This window comes from Desulfosporosinus sp. FKB, from assembly GCF_002196705.1.
GTDB lineage: Bacteria > Bacillota > Desulfitobacteriia > Desulfitobacteriales > Desulfitobacteriaceae > Desulfosporosinus.
Genome location: NZ_NADJ01000008.1, coordinates 23,813 through 39,208 on the forward strand (window position 1 = coordinate 23,813; position 15,396 = coordinate 39,208).

At 39.7% G+C, this 15,396-nt stretch carries 13 protein-coding genes and 2 pseudogenes; 7 read left to right on the top strand and 8 right to left on the bottom strand.

Going from position 1 to position 15,396, the window contains the following annotated elements; genetic code table 11:
* Positions 1 to 29 precede the first annotated feature (29 nt).
* Together B5Y67_RS01150 and B5Y67_RS01155 are read left to right on the top strand one after the other, a co-directional pair.
* The gene (locus B5Y67_RS01150; protein ID WP_088224759.1) at positions 30 to 1,229 is read left to right on the top strand and encodes an iron-containing alcohol dehydrogenase; all 1,200 of its coding nucleotides are present in this window, start codon (positions 30 to 32) and stop codon (positions 1,227 to 1,229) included.
* Positions 1,230 to 1,257: 28 nt separating this feature from the next.
* Positions 1,258 to 2,668: pseudogene (locus B5Y67_RS01155) on the top strand (aldehyde dehydrogenase).
* 133 nt (positions 2,669 to 2,801) lie between these two features.
* Here the strand turns inward: B5Y67_RS01155 and B5Y67_RS01160 are convergent.
* From B5Y67_RS01160 to B5Y67_RS25650, 3 genes and pseudogenes are all read right to left on the bottom strand, one after another.
* Positions 2,802 to 3,173 (bottom strand): ferritin family protein, encoded by a 372-nt coding sequence (locus B5Y67_RS01160; RefSeq protein ID WP_242975768.1) that lies wholly within the window; start codon positions 3,171 to 3,173, stop codon positions 2,802 to 2,804.
* Between the two features lie 102 nt (positions 3,174 to 3,275).
* Positions 3,276 to 4,067 carry a transposase gene (locus B5Y67_RS01165; protein ID WP_242975771.1) on the bottom strand — a complete coding sequence of 264 codons (792 nt, stop codon included), beginning with the start codon at positions 4,065 to 4,067 and terminating at the stop codon, positions 3,276 to 3,278.
* Positions 4,047 to 4,260, bottom strand: a pseudogene (locus B5Y67_RS25650) (MerR family transcriptional regulator); the annotation flags it as partial. The gene B5Y67_RS01165 and the pseudogene B5Y67_RS25650, both read right to left, overlap by 21 nt.
* Before the next feature lie 421 nt (positions 4,261 to 4,681).
* On the opposite strand from B5Y67_RS25650, the gene B5Y67_RS01170 reads away from it, so the two are divergent.
* Together B5Y67_RS01170 and B5Y67_RS01175 are read left to right on the top strand one after the other, a co-directional pair.
* Positions 4,682 to 5,950 (top strand): ATP-binding protein, encoded by a 1,269-nt coding sequence (locus B5Y67_RS01170; protein ID WP_170932546.1) that lies wholly within the window; start codon positions 4,682 to 4,684, stop codon positions 5,948 to 5,950.
* A 237-nt stretch (positions 5,951 to 6,187) separates the two neighbouring features.
* Positions 6,188 to 6,463, top strand: a complete 276-nt coding sequence (locus tag B5Y67_RS01175; RefSeq protein ID WP_088187492.1) for a hypothetical protein — start codon at positions 6,188 to 6,190, stop codon at positions 6,461 to 6,463.
* Positions 6,464 to 6,539: 76 nt separating this feature from the next.
* Here B5Y67_RS01175 and B5Y67_RS01180 read toward each other — a convergent pair whose 3' ends face one another.
* Positions 6,540 to 7,544 (bottom strand): G1 family glutamic endopeptidase, encoded by a 1,005-nt coding sequence (locus B5Y67_RS01180; protein ID WP_088224761.1) that lies wholly within the window; start codon positions 7,542 to 7,544, stop codon positions 6,540 to 6,542.
* A gap of 437 nt (positions 7,545 to 7,981) precedes the next feature.
* Between B5Y67_RS01180 and B5Y67_RS01185 the strand changes: the two genes are divergently transcribed.
* Entirely contained in the window at positions 7,982 to 8,605 is a 624-nt protein-coding gene (locus tag B5Y67_RS01185; RefSeq protein WP_088224762.1) for a hypothetical protein, read from the top strand.
* A 253-nt stretch (positions 8,606 to 8,858) separates the two neighbouring features.
* On the top strand, positions 8,859 to 9,830 hold the full coding sequence (locus B5Y67_RS01190) for a polysaccharide deacetylase family protein (protein ID WP_088224763.1): 972 nt from the start codon (positions 8,859 to 8,861) through the stop codon (positions 9,828 to 9,830).
* 122 nt (positions 9,831 to 9,952) lie between these two features.
* On the opposite strand, the gene B5Y67_RS01195 is transcribed toward B5Y67_RS01190, so the two are convergent.
* The 4 genes from B5Y67_RS01195 to mch form a co-directional block, all read right to left on the bottom strand.
* Entirely contained in the window at positions 9,953 to 10,345 is a 393-nt protein-coding gene (locus tag B5Y67_RS01195) for a MerR family transcriptional regulator (RefSeq protein ID WP_088224764.1), read from the bottom strand.
* Positions 10,346 to 10,364: 19 nt separating this feature from the next.
* Positions 10,365 to 11,471, bottom strand: a complete 1,107-nt coding sequence (locus tag B5Y67_RS01200; RefSeq protein ID WP_088224765.1) for a DUF362 domain-containing protein — start codon at positions 11,469 to 11,471, stop codon at positions 10,365 to 10,367.
* Between the two features lie 215 nt (positions 11,472 to 11,686).
* Entirely contained in the window at positions 11,687 to 12,595 is a 909-nt protein-coding gene (locus tag B5Y67_RS01205) for a ribonuclease Z (protein ID WP_088224766.1), read from the bottom strand.
* Positions 12,596 to 12,640: 45 nt separating this feature from the next.
* Positions 12,641 to 13,615 (bottom strand): methenyltetrahydromethanopterin cyclohydrolase, encoded by a 975-nt coding sequence (mch, locus tag B5Y67_RS01210; RefSeq protein WP_088224767.1) that lies wholly within the window; start codon positions 13,613 to 13,615, stop codon positions 12,641 to 12,643.
* A 625-nt stretch (positions 13,616 to 14,240) separates the two neighbouring features.
* Here mch and B5Y67_RS01215 point away from each other — a divergent pair.
* Positions 14,241 to 15,377, top strand: a complete 1,137-nt coding sequence (locus B5Y67_RS01215; RefSeq protein ID WP_088224768.1) for a BMP family ABC transporter substrate-binding protein — start codon at positions 14,241 to 14,243, stop codon at positions 15,375 to 15,377.
* Positions 15,378 to 15,396 lie beyond the last annotated feature (19 nt).

Consider the following 15,396-nt stretch of genomic DNA (forward strand, 5'->3'; position numbering starts at 1 on the left):
TCATACTGCAATGAAAAGGGGGTAAGGGAATGTATAAATCATATTGCAGAATTTACCAAACTGTATTTAACGTTTTTGCATATTTTCTGCCTTGGCGTGAGCCGGAGTTACTGCAAGGGAGAAACAGTTTAAATGAGCTGCCTGGATTAATTAAAAGCAAAGGTATCGATTGCCTCTTAATAGTTACCGACAAAGTGATTGTTTCTATTGGACTTATGGATGGATTACTTAACGGTTTAAGTGAGGAGGGGATAGATTATATTATATATGATGAAACAGTTCCAAATCCAACCATTAGCAACATTGAGGAAGCATTGCAGGTGTATAATGTAAATCAATGCAGGGGTATCTTTGCCTTTGGCGGAGGATCTCCAATGGATTGCGCCAAGGGGGTGGGTGCACGTGTTGCTAGGCCTCAAAAGAGCATTCCGGAGATGAGGGGTATCTTTAAAGTACGGAAGAAAATACCTCCTCTTTTTGCTATCCCAACAACGTCGGGTACGGGGAGCGAAGCAACAATTGCTGCAGTTATAACCGACAACAAGACCTATGAAAAGTATGCCATCAACGACCTTGCCCTGATCCCTCAAGTTGCAGTACTTGATCCAATGCTCACAGTTAATATGCCGCAGCAAATTACTTCAACGACGGGGATGGATGCTTTAACCCATGCCGTAGAGGCCTTTATTGGAAGAAGCAATACCAAAAAGACAAAACAGTATAGTAGAGAAGCAGTACGATTAATATTTGAAAACCTTTATGAAGCATATTCTCATGGAAAGAACCTTCTTGCAAGAGAAAAAATGCAAAAGGCTTCATTTTTGGCCGGATTAGCTTTTACGCGCGCATATGTTGGTTATGCCCATGCAATTGCGCATACACTTGGCGGGTTTTATGCAGCTCCTCACGGTTTAGTAAATGCAATTGTCTTGCCATATGTTTTGGAATTCTATGGTGAGTCTGCACACAAACCTTTGGCGGAGCTGGCCGATTTGGCTAACTTAAGTGTTTCGGGCGGAACCCTTGAACAAAAAGCAGGACGTTTTATTGCAGCAATTAAAAGTCTTAATAAAAGTATGGGGATACCTAATAAAGTGGACTTTATCGTTGAGAGTGATATCCCTTTGATGGTTAAACGTGCTTTGGCAGAAAGTAATCCTCTTTATCCCGTGCCTAAAATCATGTCAAATAATGACATGACGAAAATCTATTACTCAATTATAAAGTAGAACAAATTGATAATGGGGGTTGATTTTAATGAATATAAAAGAGATCCTTTGCAAGCAAAGGAGTTATTTTAATAGCGGTCAAACCCTGAGTTTGGACTATCGCCTGGATGCCTTGAAGATTTTGAAGGCATCGATTGTCAAATACGAAAAGGAGATTCTAGCTGCTTTAAAAAGCGATTTGAATAAGTCTGCTTTCGAGGCCTATGCTACCGAAATAGGAACAGTTCTCGAGGAACTTAATTATGCCATAAAGAATCTTCCCCACTGGATGAGAATTAAAAGGGTGGGCACTCCAGTGCTGCATTTTAAATCAACGTCTTATAGAGTCTCTGAACCATATGGTATTTCGCTGATCATGTCGCCCTGGAACTATCCTTTCCAACTTACCATTGCCCCTTTAATCGGTTCCATTGCAGGTGGAAACTGTTCGGTTGTTAAGCCTTCGGCCTATTCCCCTGCGACGTCGGCTATCATTGCGCAAATTTTGAGTGAATGTTTTGAACAACATTTTTGTGCAGTAATCGAAGGGGGAAGGGAAGCAAACCAAGCCTTATTCGATGAGAAATTTGATTATATTTTTTTTACAGGAAGTGTTTCGGTAGGAAAAACTGTGATGGCTGCGGCTTCCAAAAATCTTACACCTGTGACATTGGAATTAGGAGGGAAAAGTCCGTGCATTGTAGATAAGAATGTGAACCTTGATCTCGCTGCCAGGAGAATTGTGTGGGGGAAATTTTTAAATGCCGGACAGACTTGCGTTGCTCCAGATTACCTTTTTGTTCACAGGGACGTAAAAAGGGAATTAATTAATGGTATGCGAAAGTATATATCGGAATTTTATGGGAGAAATCCTTGTGAAAATGAAGAGTTTCCTAGGATCATCAATATTAAACACTTCAACCGCCTCAGAAGATATTTGAATCATGGAGTGGTTCTCATCGGCGGGGGTTGTAATGAAAAAAGTCTTNGTGGTTCTCATCGGCGGGGATTGTAATGAAAATCGTCTTCGCATTGCTCCAACAGTTCTGGACAACATAGCTAGGGAAGACCCGATCATGCAAGAAGAAATTTTTGGGCCAATATTACCGTTGTTGGAGTTCACCGATATTTCAGAGGTAATTCAGTTCGTCAATAGCCGCTCTAAACCACTTGCCTTATATCTCTTTACAACAAGTAAAGAGATTGAGTCGCGGATTATTCAAAGTATATCTTTTGGAGGAGGATGTATTAACGATACGATAGTTCATCTGGCGACCTCGAAACTGCCTTTTGGTGGTGTGGGAGAAAGCGGAATGGGAAGTTATCACGGAAAATGGAGTTTTGATACCTTTACACATACTAAAAGCATTCTTAAAAAGTCTAATATAATCGATATAAAACTTAGATACCCACCTTATGAGAATAAACTAAATATCCTCAAAAAGTTATTTAACCTGTAAGAAAGGATTTGATTTGCGGAGATGCTAAAAAACAAATAACAATTAAATTTAAATGGAATGGGCGGTAACTACCTTACAACAACAATTAGCAGTGAGACGTGCGCTCACTGCTAATTGTTGTTGTAAGGAGCAGTTACTTTTTAGTAATTTTTTTTATCTCTTCTTCGACTTCTTGTGCTCCTTGAGTATAAAATTTTTCTTCATCTGGAGCCAATTCTTTTAGGAGTCTTATAAATTCGCCGGCATGAACTCTTTCCTCATCAGCAATATCCGTTAAGACTTCGATGGCCAATTGATTATCTATGGATTCAGCCAGCTGCATGTATAGCTGGATAGCTTCATATTCTGCAGAAATCATGAAGCGAATGGCTCTTATTAATTCTTGTTCGGATAGTTTGCAGTTTTTTGCTAGGCCGGAAAACGGATTTCCGAAATCAGGCATAATGTCGACCGTTGCCAAAACTTTATAAAAGTCTGAAAAAGTTCTGTTTGCTTCCTGATTCATCGTATCCGATTTTGTCCGAAGACTACTTTCGTTTGATATAACACTCCACAGGCTTAAATTCGGATGCAACGTATCCTACATATTGACAGTTGCTTTTAGGTGCTAGACTGCCAATTTATATCTCGAAAGATTGATGGAAGCATTGAAATCCCTATCTATCACTAAGCCACATTCACATCTATATATCCTGTCAGATAACTTCAAGTCTTGTTTTATAGTTCCACAACAGGAACACAACTTACTTGATGGATACCACTTATCTGCTTCTGCAAACTCAATACCAAATCGTTCACATTTGTATTGAAGTTTCGACTTAAAGTCATACAGTCTTTGCTTGGCTATAGCTTTAGATAGATGTCGATTTTTCATCATTCCCTTGATGTTCAAGGTGTTCAAGGTTTCCATAACCACTTTACAAGGTTTGGTTTTCACTATCGTATTTGTGGCTTGATGGATATGATTATTTCTGATTCCGTTTAACTTTCGATGTTGCATACGGATTTGGTTTTCGACGTTTATAATGTTGCTGGTTTTGACGAAACGGTTTCCCTCCTTATTCATTTCATATTTACGAGAAACTTTACGTTGCAACCTACGAAGCCGTTTCTCTAGCTTTTTAACACGTTGAGACTTATTGATATTTTTAAATGTCATTCCATTAGAGCATACTGCAAGTTCTTTAACACCAACGTCAATGCCTATTATTTCATCCGTCAATTGCTCTATAATTTGTTCTTGCTCAATTCCTACACCGAGATACCAATACTTTCCGTCAAATGATACTCTAGGATTGGTGTGTTTTAAATCATTATCTGAGAGAAATTTTCCACCACTGGTATAATTCTTCTCTTGCTTGTTTAATGCCCAATTATAAGAAACTCTACAATAACCGATAGTCGTAGTCGTTCTCTTCAGTTGTAAGTTGCCCTTAATACCTAAGAAATGATTAAGTTGTTCTTGAGAGTAATAACGGTATCCACTGGGGGCAATGTTGAGGTTTTAGGGTATCGCTTTTGTTCCAGTTTCTTAATGTTTGCTCAGTCTTACCAATAAGTTTGGCAAATTCACCAATTGAATAATAGTTCAAGTCAATACACCTCTATTGGTAATGGTAAACCAATATAAATTATCAATAGAGTTTTACACACTTTTATAAAGGTTTAATTAGTGTTTTATCCCTCCTCTATTTTGTCCGTTATTAAATAAGAAATCCAAAATTAAATATAATTCTGAATTCGACACACAATAACAATCTCCTTTATATTTTAAATTTTATACAAAATACAAGAGGTTGCCGCTTAGTATTCCAAAAAGTTAGAATTACAAAAATTTTCCGTCCGGAAGAGGAGAATAGGTCTGTCTTGAAGAAGTATCTTTTAATAGTTATTAATTGGAATTAAGAGTAATTCATTGCCTCGACAAATGACTGACTAAAAAGGAGGTGCGGGTGAGTTCCTAATCTCTATTAGAAACATCTCGATGAATAAGTTTAGAAAGGAATGATTTTAATGATGGAAAATCAAAATAAACTTGTGGATTGCTCATTGTATATTTACCCGGAAAAAAATATGATTAAATCGAAATTCCTTTCTAAATCTCATGGTTTTATCGGTAAACGTGATAATACTCGACATAATCGACAACATTATCTGAACAGACTTGACAGAGTTAGTGGTTTACGCAGAGAGACAATAGAGTCTTTAAGCGAGATTAGCGTTCAAGAACCTTCAGGCTTGAAAAGGGATATTAGGCGCGATAATTTGCTCAGAAACTATCGCAAGCTTTTTGACCATTTTCATGACAGCTTATTAATCGTTAATTTAGAAGGGCAAATTCTTGAAGCTAATAGGGCTGCCTTAAAGGCCTATGGCTATACTCGGGAAGAGTTAAGCTGCATGAAAGTTCACGACCTTAGGGCAGAGGAGACAAAGGATCTTATTCACGATCAGCTGCGACAAGCAATTGAAAAAGGGATAACCTTTCAAACCTATCATGTTAGACGAAATAGAGAACGATTTTCGGTTGAAGTAAACTCTCAGCAAATTATGATTAGATCTGAAAAGCTATTGGTAAGTATTATACGAAATAGTTCAGAACAAAAGTGTTTGAAGATGGCTTCTCTTAACAGAGAAGACTTAACTATACTTGAAAAGATTGCTTCAGGGTTAGCCCATGAAATTAGAAATTCAATCACAGGTGTTCATGGATTTCTCCAACTAGCAATTCGCCAAAAGCTAACTCAGGATAAGTTCGCAGAACATTGTACTCTAATGCTTCAGGAACTTAACCGCGCTAACTACATTCTAAGTCAACTAATTCTCGCCTCAAATGACAAGGTTCTCAACCTGGAACTTAAAAATCTTAATCAACTATTAAGAACGATGATACCGTCAATTCAAGTTACTGCCGAGGCGCAAGGTAAAATAATTAAATGTTATCTAGAAGAAATTCCGGATATTTTTTTAGATGAAAATGAAATTAAAGAATTGATTAGGAATCTAGTTGATAATGCCTTGGATTCTATTACAACAGGGGGGACGGTTACCATAACTACAACATCCTCAAATAAATTATTGGTTTTACAAATTCAGGATAACGGTCCCGGCATAATTCCGGAAATTCTAAATCAACTAGGGACTCCGTTCCTGACCACGAAGGAAAGGGGAATCGGATTAGGCTTAGTTATTTGTGAAAACATCGTAGCTCGTCATAAGGGCACTATTAATTTTCAGACCAGTAACCTGGGGACGACTGTAAGAGTTTCCTTTAGTTTGTGATCTTCTAAGAGAGAGTGAATATAGAAGTGGGGGTCTTAAAAATTGAATAGAACCTTAATGAAAAAGGTAAAGATACTTTGGTTTATAGAAGGAATATAAAGGAAAAGTGTAGAATGATAATTGTAAAGATGGTTAAGAATGAACATGGTTTCATCATGCTTATTGAAACTATACAATAGTTAGTTCGCCTTGGCATATCCTGATAAAAGGAAACTCTTTGAGTAGGGGGGCAGGAGAATGAACGAAGATGTTGCAATAATTGAAGGTGTTTTTGACCTCCTCTTACCTGAAGTGCCATCGTCTCGATATAGATGGGGCAGAAAGGTTTGGCTTCGGGATATTGAAGTCGGGGCGAAAGGCAAACTCATATTTTTTGAAGATGGTGAATGCAATGTTACTAGTCTCAGCCGAATAAAAAGTATAAAGAGAACTTCGGATCACTTGGAAATTTATACGAATAGCAGTATCTATAAATTAAGGCTTCTTGCCAGCGAATCTGTTAAGGACGTGTGAATTGTTAAAATGCAAAAACCAGGCATGAATTTATGCCTGGTTATAATTGTGCGTCTGTTACAGGTTATTACGAGCTTTAAAATTCCCAAGTCCAGACAAACCCGTCATCTTGTGATCCCTGGGTGATAGAGACGTGAATCCAACTGGAAGGAAATCTCTGAGTTCTATTTGGACGATATCCTTGGCTCGTTCCAGTACTTGAAGCTGAGTTTACAACATTGGTCGAGAATGATTCACCATCAGATCCAAGTTCTGAAGGAGCAATTAACACATCACCGCTTTGGGAAACGAGGGCAACAGGCTGTACGTTGCCAATGGATTTTAAGGATTGTCCATTTACCATTGCAGAATGATAGGTGACCGATCCCATATTTGCTAACGGATATAATTGTCCATTCTGATTGGAAGGATCTTCACTAATCCACTCAGCCGAAGTTCCTATTCCCTGTGCATAATCTGAACTCAATGTTACAGGAGGAATTGTTTGACTTGGCGTCTCACCATTAATGGTAAAGGTTAACGTCCATGTTGAGCTTGAGCCTGTGGAGGGGGCTATACTGGCACTAATGGTGGAGCCAATTGGGACAGTCATGACGTTTTGGGCTGTCGAGGGCAATTCCTCCCAAAACACCTTAGCAACGGGCTGACCGTTATCAATTTCTTCAATTGTCCCCATTTGCAAAAGATCTGTAGAGGATACTCCCCCTAAACCAATCCACTGGGCCGCTACGGCATCTGTTTGACTTGCACTAATAGTAGGAATCGTCCAGCTTCCGGAAACACTTGTATAACTCTCTCCGGTATCGGGAGTATTAATGTATCCTGCCCAATTCTCAGAGCCTTGGGTGTTTTCCGGAAGGGTAGTCGTAGTAGTCGTGGTATTGGAACTTTGTGGTTCTTGAAGTTGAGGAATTGGCATATGTTTGTGCTGGAAATTTCTAAACATTTCGAAAGAAGACGCCAGCTTCTGATTTGTTGCAGTGGGAATTGGCATTCCATTAGTAAGAGAGCAGGCCCCCAATCCAACAAAGACAGCTAGAGCAAGAATTTGACTTTTAATTTTAATCGACTTAATTTTCATATAGTATCTCCTCCTCTCTAGTTTAATTTTTTAAAGAAGCATCAAAGTCTATGAATCGTTGAATAGAGTTTTAGGTCACCCCCATAAATACATGGTGAAGAATCTGTTGGTATTATTCTCTACGAATGTATAGAATCCTTCAAGGTAAATGATAGTTCACATTTTCTTAAGACAATGTTCACATTGTATTATAAATCTTAGACCCACGTGAAAATAGAAGATGAAATGAACTGTCTGAAGGACTTAAGCTGTATTGCCATCAAAGAATTGACTTAATGGTCCGATGTCTGATCTGTATTTAAAGTTTGCTCAATTTTAGGCTTTCACAGTTGCCATCTGTAGTGATTTGAGAGAGAATGTAAGAGGTAAAGATGTGCAAGTTGTTCTTTTGAGGTATTTTTGAGGTATTAATTTAAAAAGTTAGAGAGGTAAAATAGATGAAGGTTCTGAAAACCATCGCTTTAATGCTGATAATTTTTGCCCTAATGGGATGTAGCGCTGCTAAAGTGAAAACAACAGCTTCAACAACGAATGCAGAAACTCAAACCTCGAAATCACAAGCCTCGACCCCGCAGGGACAAGCTGCGTCTGCCGATCCAACGTCCTTAACGACGGTCTCCCTTAAGTGGATTGGCTTAGATAAGGATCAATTAAGTCCAAATGACTTAAAAACTGATGGACAACCGGACGGACATTTTCATCTGACTGTCCCATTTAACCAATCGTCAGCTGTAAAATCGATCTGGATTCGCTATTCTGAATTTGGCAAGTCTTTTAAATGGGGATGGATATATAACAAAAACCTTTCAATAGACGGATATAAGATGGCTGTTTTTGACAGCCTTGGTAATCAAATATTGCCTCAGAATGATAATGGGTACCGGGTAGACGGTTTAGCAGATTTCGATTTATATATTTCAGAACTCAATAATGAAAATGGGCGAGATACTTTTAAGTTTGAAAAAAACCAAACGTTCAATCTGGAACTTGATTATGTCACACAAGATAATCAGGTAGGTCGATATACTACCTCAGTTCAGTTAGTTGATTTTAATAAATAGTATTAGACAAGGCTTTTTCCTAATATAATAAAGGCTCTCATTACGTTCTGGGTAATGAGGGCCTTATCTTTTTGGCCTTTCGCTATATTAAGGGAATTTGATTGTACAAGACAGTGTTAAAAAGAAGAGGTAATAAGCTCGGGGTGTCGAATAATTAGAATGAGGAGTAAAATTCCATAGAGCTTCGTGCATAATGTCATTATTAGCCTCAAGATTATAGCTGCAGTTTAATCGGTACTAAGGATGTGAAACTTTGAGGAGAAAAAAGGCAGTAATTGTTACCATTTTAACAGGTTTGGGCGGATTAATTGTTGGCCTGACAGTTTTAGGTGCTATGTGGTTTAACGGCAATGCAGCAACGAAGGCGTCTATTGTTTCTCAGTCCTTGGGGAGTAGCAATAATTCACCTCCTGCGAAGGCTAAGACAATGAACGACGGAACGGATTCAAATTCTGGTAATTCCTCGCCTAACTCTGCTGAGACGTCTCCCCAAACAATGTCTTCACTTTCGTCTTCATCTTCACCCTCTCAAAGCCCTGCGACCAAGCCGGAAAAGCCGGAAGAGAATACCTCAAGCCAATCCTCAGCCTCAGCAGATCATCTTAATGGCCCTGCAGCTGATGTTATTTGGTCTCTTCCTGCCACAGCGAACGTGGTGTTCATAACGATAGATGATGGATGGTACCCGGATGACTCTGTATTAGGAATCATGCATGCCCAGCATGTACCGATCTCGGCCTTTTTAATTGAAAATGCTGCTAAGGAGCACCCGGATTTTTGGCGATCATTTGTTGCCGCAGGAGGAGACATCGAGAATCATACAGTATCTCATCCGGATCTGACGAAAGATTCCCCAGCAGATGTGCTGAGCCAAATTAAAACTGCGCAAAGCTATTTAACATCATTTTCAACACCTACACTCTTCCGTCCACCCTACGGGGATTATAATCAAACAGTTTGTCAAGCTGCATATCAAGCCGGTATGAAACATTTAATCATGTGGAATGCAACCATGAGTGACAGTGGACTTCAGACATATAATGGAAAACCCCTTGCTCCCGGAAGCGTAATTTTACTGCATTGGAACGGCAACTTAGGGTTTCAGCTGCAAAAATTGCTTAATATTATTGCCAAGCAGCACTTGGGAGTCGCTTCATTGCCTTATGCCTTGAATCATCCGAATAAGTTTCCTATCACTTGGCCTAAGGAAGAGGCTGCTGATTAAAAACCTTTTGCTTACCCGATTGGGACGGGATTATCAAGAAAAGCTTCCCGACTGCTCAAGACATCATAGCAGCAAGGAAGCTTTTCTTTTTAAAACCTGCAAATTACTGATTAGCGTTATCGTTATAATGAGTGTACTTGTCTGGTATTGGGTGAAATGTTGCAGCTTTTAGCATAACATTTGAGTTTGTGATCAATAGTTTTTAGGTTTTCTTTTAAATCTTCCATCTGTTTTAGGACTTCTTTTCGATGGTCAATAAACATTTGTCGGCGAATTTCCAGGGTCTTATCCCCTAAAAGGCACCATTCAATGTATTGCTTGATTTGTTTAATGGGCATTCCGGTGTTTTTCAAACAACAAATGAGCTTTATCCAATCAAGATCATCATCTGTAAATTCCCTATTTCCCGTTTTGCTTCGATCGACAAAGGGCAGAAGACCTTCTTTGTCATAATAGCGAATGGTGTGTGCAGTAAGATCAAATTTTTTTGCTACCTGGCTGATCGTATATCCCATTAAAATACGACTCCTCTAATTAGATTGTAATCAATTCATACGCCTTGCTGCCCAGACCTAGTTTTACTGCATGGTCTATACCTACTTTCCAGTCGGTGCTTGGATTAACGTCGGTAAAATGATCACTATGATTGTGGTCGCTTTTTTCGAGCAGACTTCCACTCATGACCGGCTGACGATTGACTGCGTCGGCGCAAGCTACATCGAGAGCAATCGGATCAAAGGAGGCAAACATCCCTACATTCGGAACAATCGGAATATCGTTTTCGGCATGACAGTCGCAGAAAGGAGAAACATCAATAACTAAGCTGATGTGGAAATTTGGGCGATCATGGAGAACGGCCCAGGAATATTCTGCCATTTTCTTATTCAAGATGTCATTAGATTCATCCCAAGCTGCCATAATCGCTCCAGTTGGGCAAACTCCAATACAACGACCACAGCCAACACACTTATTATGATCGATAGACGCTTTATGATCAGCAACACTATTAGCACTATGAGCACAAATTTTTGTACACATACCGCAGCCAACGCACTGTTCTTGAGAAACATGGGGTTTACCATTACTGTGCATCTCCATTTTACCTGCCCGTGAGCCGCATCCCATACCAATATTTTTTAGGGCGCCGCCAAAACCTGTAAGCTCATGGCCTTTAAAATGATTTAAAGAAATTATGATATCGGCATCCATAATAGCATGACCGATTTTCGCTTCTTTAACATATTCGCCGTTCTCAACAGGGACCAAAACTTCATCAGTCCCTTTCAGGCCATCACCAATGAGAAGGTGACAGCCTGTAGAAAAAGGAGAAAAGCCGTTGACATAGGCAGATTCCAAATGTTCAAGAGCGTTTTTTCGTCCCCCTACATACAAGGTGTTACAATCTGTGAGAAACGGCTTTCCACCTAGATCTTTGACCATATCTACAACTGTTTTGGCAAAATTAGGGCGTAAATAGGCCAAATTCCCTGGCTCGCCAAAATGGATTTTAATGGCGACAAATTTTTTGTCAAAATCGATTTGCTGTATTCCGGCAGTTTTAATCAAACGGTTTAGTTTTTGCTGTAAGTTTTCATTTATTGTTGTGTGTAAATTCGTAAAATAAACTTTTGACTTTTCCATACATACTCCCCCAGTTTAAAACATTATTCATTTCCTAGAATAAACCTTAGAGTCTACTCTAAGTCAAGCCGTTTTCTATTAGAAAAGGTGAAATCTTTATAAATTTTTACATTAAATTGGCTTGGCTAAGATTCACTTCGTGGCCTGAAGTGCTTTTAATCATTGGCCTTAGGAATGGTGAATGACAGAAAATCACAATTTTCTTAGTTCAATCTCTAGCGATACTTTAAGGTTTTATGCTGCAGGTCTCGTCCTGTAATTGTATTTCTGAAAATCGTTCTGACGGCCTCAACGTAGTTTTCTGGATCTGTTAAGGAGGGACTATAGTGAGTGAGCCAGAGTTCGGCTGCGTGTCCTTCACGGGCGAGTAATGCGGCCTCAGAAAATGTCATATGCTTTTTTTGAATTGCTTTTTCCCGATCCTCTTCCTTGGCGTACATTCCTTCACAGATTAAAAGGTCTGAATTACTGATGAATGTTACTAAGTCTTCTGTTGGCCTGGTATCCGTACAGTAGCAAACTTTAATACCTTTTCTTATGTCGCCCAAGACCATCTCTGGGCTAATTGTGTGATTTCCATAAGTTAAAGTAAAACCTTGCTGAAGAGACTTCCAATAATATACAGGAATATTTAGGGCTTCAGCCCTCGCGGCATTAAATTTTCTGCTCCGCGGCAGTTCGATAGAATAGGCCAAGCAGGCAAGGGAATGGTCGACAGGTAAACTTTTGATAAGAATTTGGTGAAGGGATGTTTCACCAACCTCAGCATCCGGCAATTCGATCAGTCTTAATTCGTAGGGCAGTAGAGGTGAAATGACTGTCAGGCCATCAACTATCTTTTTTAAGCCTGGAGGCCCGATTAAGGTTAGGACTTCTGATCTTCCGGAATTGGCAACCGTCAGAAGCAGCCCAGGTAATCCGGCTATATGGTCTGCATGATAATGAGTAAATAGGATGGCATCGATAGCCTTAAAACCCCATGCCGCCATTCTTAATGGGATTTGAGTTCCCTCGCCACAATCGACCAGAATCATTTTTCCGTTCCAGCGGATCAGAAGGGAAGACAGCCATCTGCCGGGAATCGGCAGCATGCCTCCTGTCCCCAATAAACAAACATCAAGCATTGATATCCCCTCAACATAAAGATTAACTTGATCGCATTTTGTTCATTATGCTTTTATACAGAAAGATTGACGTAAGAGATTGATATTTACAGCTCCGGCATGAAAGGAATTGCCGCTGTTGATGTTGTTAAGCCAGACTTCAGCCGGACTAAATATTGTAGGATCAAGTTCGTAGAAATTTCCGTGACGTTCTATAAGTTCTTCAAATCGTTGAACATTATATTGGGATAAGGACGAAGGAATTTGTTTGACTATAGATTCTAGGGTCTTATCATCATCCTGGAGGTTAAAATAGACCGTTGCCCCGTAGAGAATCGCATCATTTGTACGCCCTAAAGCCCGAAGGTTATCTTTTGTTATGGGGGGGAGCGGGCAGGTACTCCAACCTGAAACAATCTTTCCTAAATCATAACCCAACAACCTTAGTTTTGATAGACCGGTTTCTAAGGCACGGGCGCTTACCTGAACAGAACCCACGAAGGAAGCCGTTGGTGCCGCTAAGATATAGAGACTTGTCGGAGCGCAATTGCATACCTCCAATATTTGCTCAATTGCCTCATCAGTCGGAAGAGTGTCGCTTTCCAGGCAGATAATTGCAGTATTTGATTCATCTCTATACCCTAGCGTTTCGAACAGACCACCCTCATGAACGATGGAGCGAATAGGCCCGGAACCTAAAACTACTTTTTCGCCATTCTTAATCGGCCACCCAGCATACTGAGACGCTAAGCAAGCCCTTAGAGGATGATCAGTTATCACTTCCACGGACGGCCAGGGAAAATCTTTAAGATGAGACCAATGCAGTTCAACCCTAGCTAAACCGCCCAAGCACACTGAAGCGTATAAAACACCTGCCTCCCAACCGCCCAGTACCTGGATGCCGCAATCAATAATGGTTACGCCGTGACTTTTAGTCACATTAGTACCAAGTTGCTTATTTCTGGTGAGGAGCTGTTCTACGAAGGGGAAAGCTTGGCTATTAGGACTGAGTTCAGGATGCTGAATCAAGGGTAATGGCATAATGATTCCTTTCCTTTAGTAAAAGAGATTTTTGCTTAAACTTTATTAAGTATTCCCAAGAGTATATCAAAAATATCAGGTGCCAATCTCTCTTTATCAGCAACTAAATTAATTAATTAATATAAGCTATAATAGAGAAGCTAGCAGGGTTAGACTACTTGAACTATGAAGAAAAACCTATTATAATTTAGTTCATAGCTAGTCTTCAATGTATTAGATTAGGTAGCAAAGAAGCTATAATTTCCGGTTATTTCCGGGATATATAACTTCTCTTTTTTGTTTATCTGGAAAACATAAGAAATAGAGGCCAATTTTACATAATTAATTTCTTAAATAGTGGTATGTTTTTTACAGATTTCTTTTAGGATTTACTATAATCTTCACAAAAGGTAAGTACATTAATAGTCGGTTTTGGCAGGATAAAATTTGGTTGCATTGCCACGGCATTTTTAAGATATAGATTTAAACTGGTCTAGGGATATGTCTGTACTATTCACGAAAATCGGGAGGCAAGACGGCAATGCAGCTGTATTTTTGTGAATATAGACTGTCAAGTCAGGAAGAGGGGATGTAAAGACTTTAATTTTGATAACGTAATCCAAGAATAATTAGTGGAGGAAAGAGCATGAAATTATCTAAGAAAATCAGTATTTCTACGCTAGTCTTTGTCATGATCTTGACCCTGCTGCTTAGTGGCTGCTCGCAAACCAGTAAGCCGGCAGCGACTTCGGATCAAGGAAGCAGTCAGTCTGCAGGTCAAAAAATTAAAGTTGCCTTTGTATATGTCGGACCAGTAGGTGATTTCGGTTATACTTATGCTCAGGATCAAGGCCGAAAATACCTGGAATCTCATATGAAGAATGTTGAGACAACCTATGTTGAAAACATTCCGGAAACTGCTGACTGTGAACGTACTTTCACAGATCTTGCTCAAAAGGGTTACAATATTATTTTCGGTACCAGCTATGGCTACATGGATTACATGAAAGATGTATCTAAAAAATTCCCGAATGTCGTCTTCGAACATTGCAGCGGTTATAAAACAACAGACAATTTAGGCACATATTTCAATCGTGACTATCAAGCCCGCTATCTGACCGGTATGGTTGCCGGCAAATATACAAAGAGCAATATTCTCGGCTTCCTGGCACCGTTTGGTACCCCTGAGGTCATCCGTAATATCGATGCCTTTACTCTTGGCGCCCAATCGGTAAATCCTAAAGTTCAAGTTAAAGTAGTCTGGACAAATTCATGGAACGATCCTGCAACAGAGAAAACGGCGGCCAATAGTTTGATTGATGCCGGCGCTGACGTTCTTGCTATGCATGTGGATTCGCCATCCTTTGCGCAAACAGCCCAGGATAGAGGTGTGCTGGCAATCGGCCACGATTCAGATATGTCGAAGTTTGCCCCTAATTCTATCCTCGTAGGTGACGTTTCCAATTGGGGCCCATACTTTGTTCAAGTAGTCAAAGATGTTATGAACAAAACCTGGAAATCAAGTCAATACTTTGGCGGAATCAAAGATGGCGGTGTTATCGATATAACACCCTTTAGCTCCAAAGTCGATAAAGATTTCCAAGCAACTGTCACAGCGAAACGACAAGATATTATCGATGGTAAATTTGTTCCTTTCACAGGACCGGTTTACGATCAAAACGGTAACTTAAAGGTTAAAGACGGTGATAAAGCCACAGATGAGATGCTCCTTTCCATCAACTGGTTTGTCAAAGGCGTTGTGGGATCAATTCCCAAATCTTAACCGGCTAGAACAGAAGAAT

What these genes read in the sequence shown, in the direction of transcription:
- B5Y67_RS01170 (WP_170932546.1), top strand. Translation starts at nt 4,682, where the DNA reads ATGATGGAAAATCAAAATAAACTTGTGGATTGCTCATTGTATATTTAC.
- B5Y67_RS01160 (WP_242975768.1), bottom strand. Translation starts at nt 3,173, where the DNA reads ATGAATCAGGAAGCAAACAGAACTTTTTCAGACTTTTATAAAGTTTTG.
- B5Y67_RS01175 (WP_088187492.1), top strand. Translation starts at nt 6,188, where the DNA reads ATGAACGAAGATGTTGCAATAATTGAAGGTGTTTTTGACCTCCTCTTA.
- B5Y67_RS01180 (WP_088224761.1), bottom strand. Translation starts at nt 7,544, where the DNA reads ATGAAAATTAAGTCGATTAAAATTAAAAGTCAAATTCTTGCTCTAGCT.
- B5Y67_RS01185 (WP_088224762.1), top strand. Translation starts at nt 7,982, where the DNA reads ATGAAGGTTCTGAAAACCATCGCTTTAATGCTGATAATTTTTGCCCTA.
- B5Y67_RS01150 (WP_088224759.1), top strand. Translation starts at nt 30, where the DNA reads ATGTATAAATCATATTGCAGAATTTACCAAACTGTATTTAACGTTTTT.
- mch (WP_088224767.1), bottom strand. Translation starts at nt 13,615, where the DNA reads ATGCCATTACCCTTGATTCAGCATCCTGAACTCAGTCCTAATAGCCAA.
- B5Y67_RS01205 (WP_088224766.1), bottom strand. Translation starts at nt 12,595, where the DNA reads ATGCTTGATGTTTGTTTATTGGGGACAGGAGGCATGCTGCCGATTCCC.
- B5Y67_RS01200 (WP_088224765.1), bottom strand. Translation starts at nt 11,471, where the DNA reads ATGGAAAAGTCAAAAGTTTATTTTACGAATTTACACACAACAATAAAT.
- B5Y67_RS01195 (WP_088224764.1), bottom strand. Translation starts at nt 10,345, where the DNA reads ATGGGATATACGATCAGCCAGGTAGCAAAAAAATTTGATCTTACTGCA.
- B5Y67_RS01215 (WP_088224768.1), top strand. Translation starts at nt 14,241, where the DNA reads ATGAAATTATCTAAGAAAATCAGTATTTCTACGCTAGTCTTTGTCATG.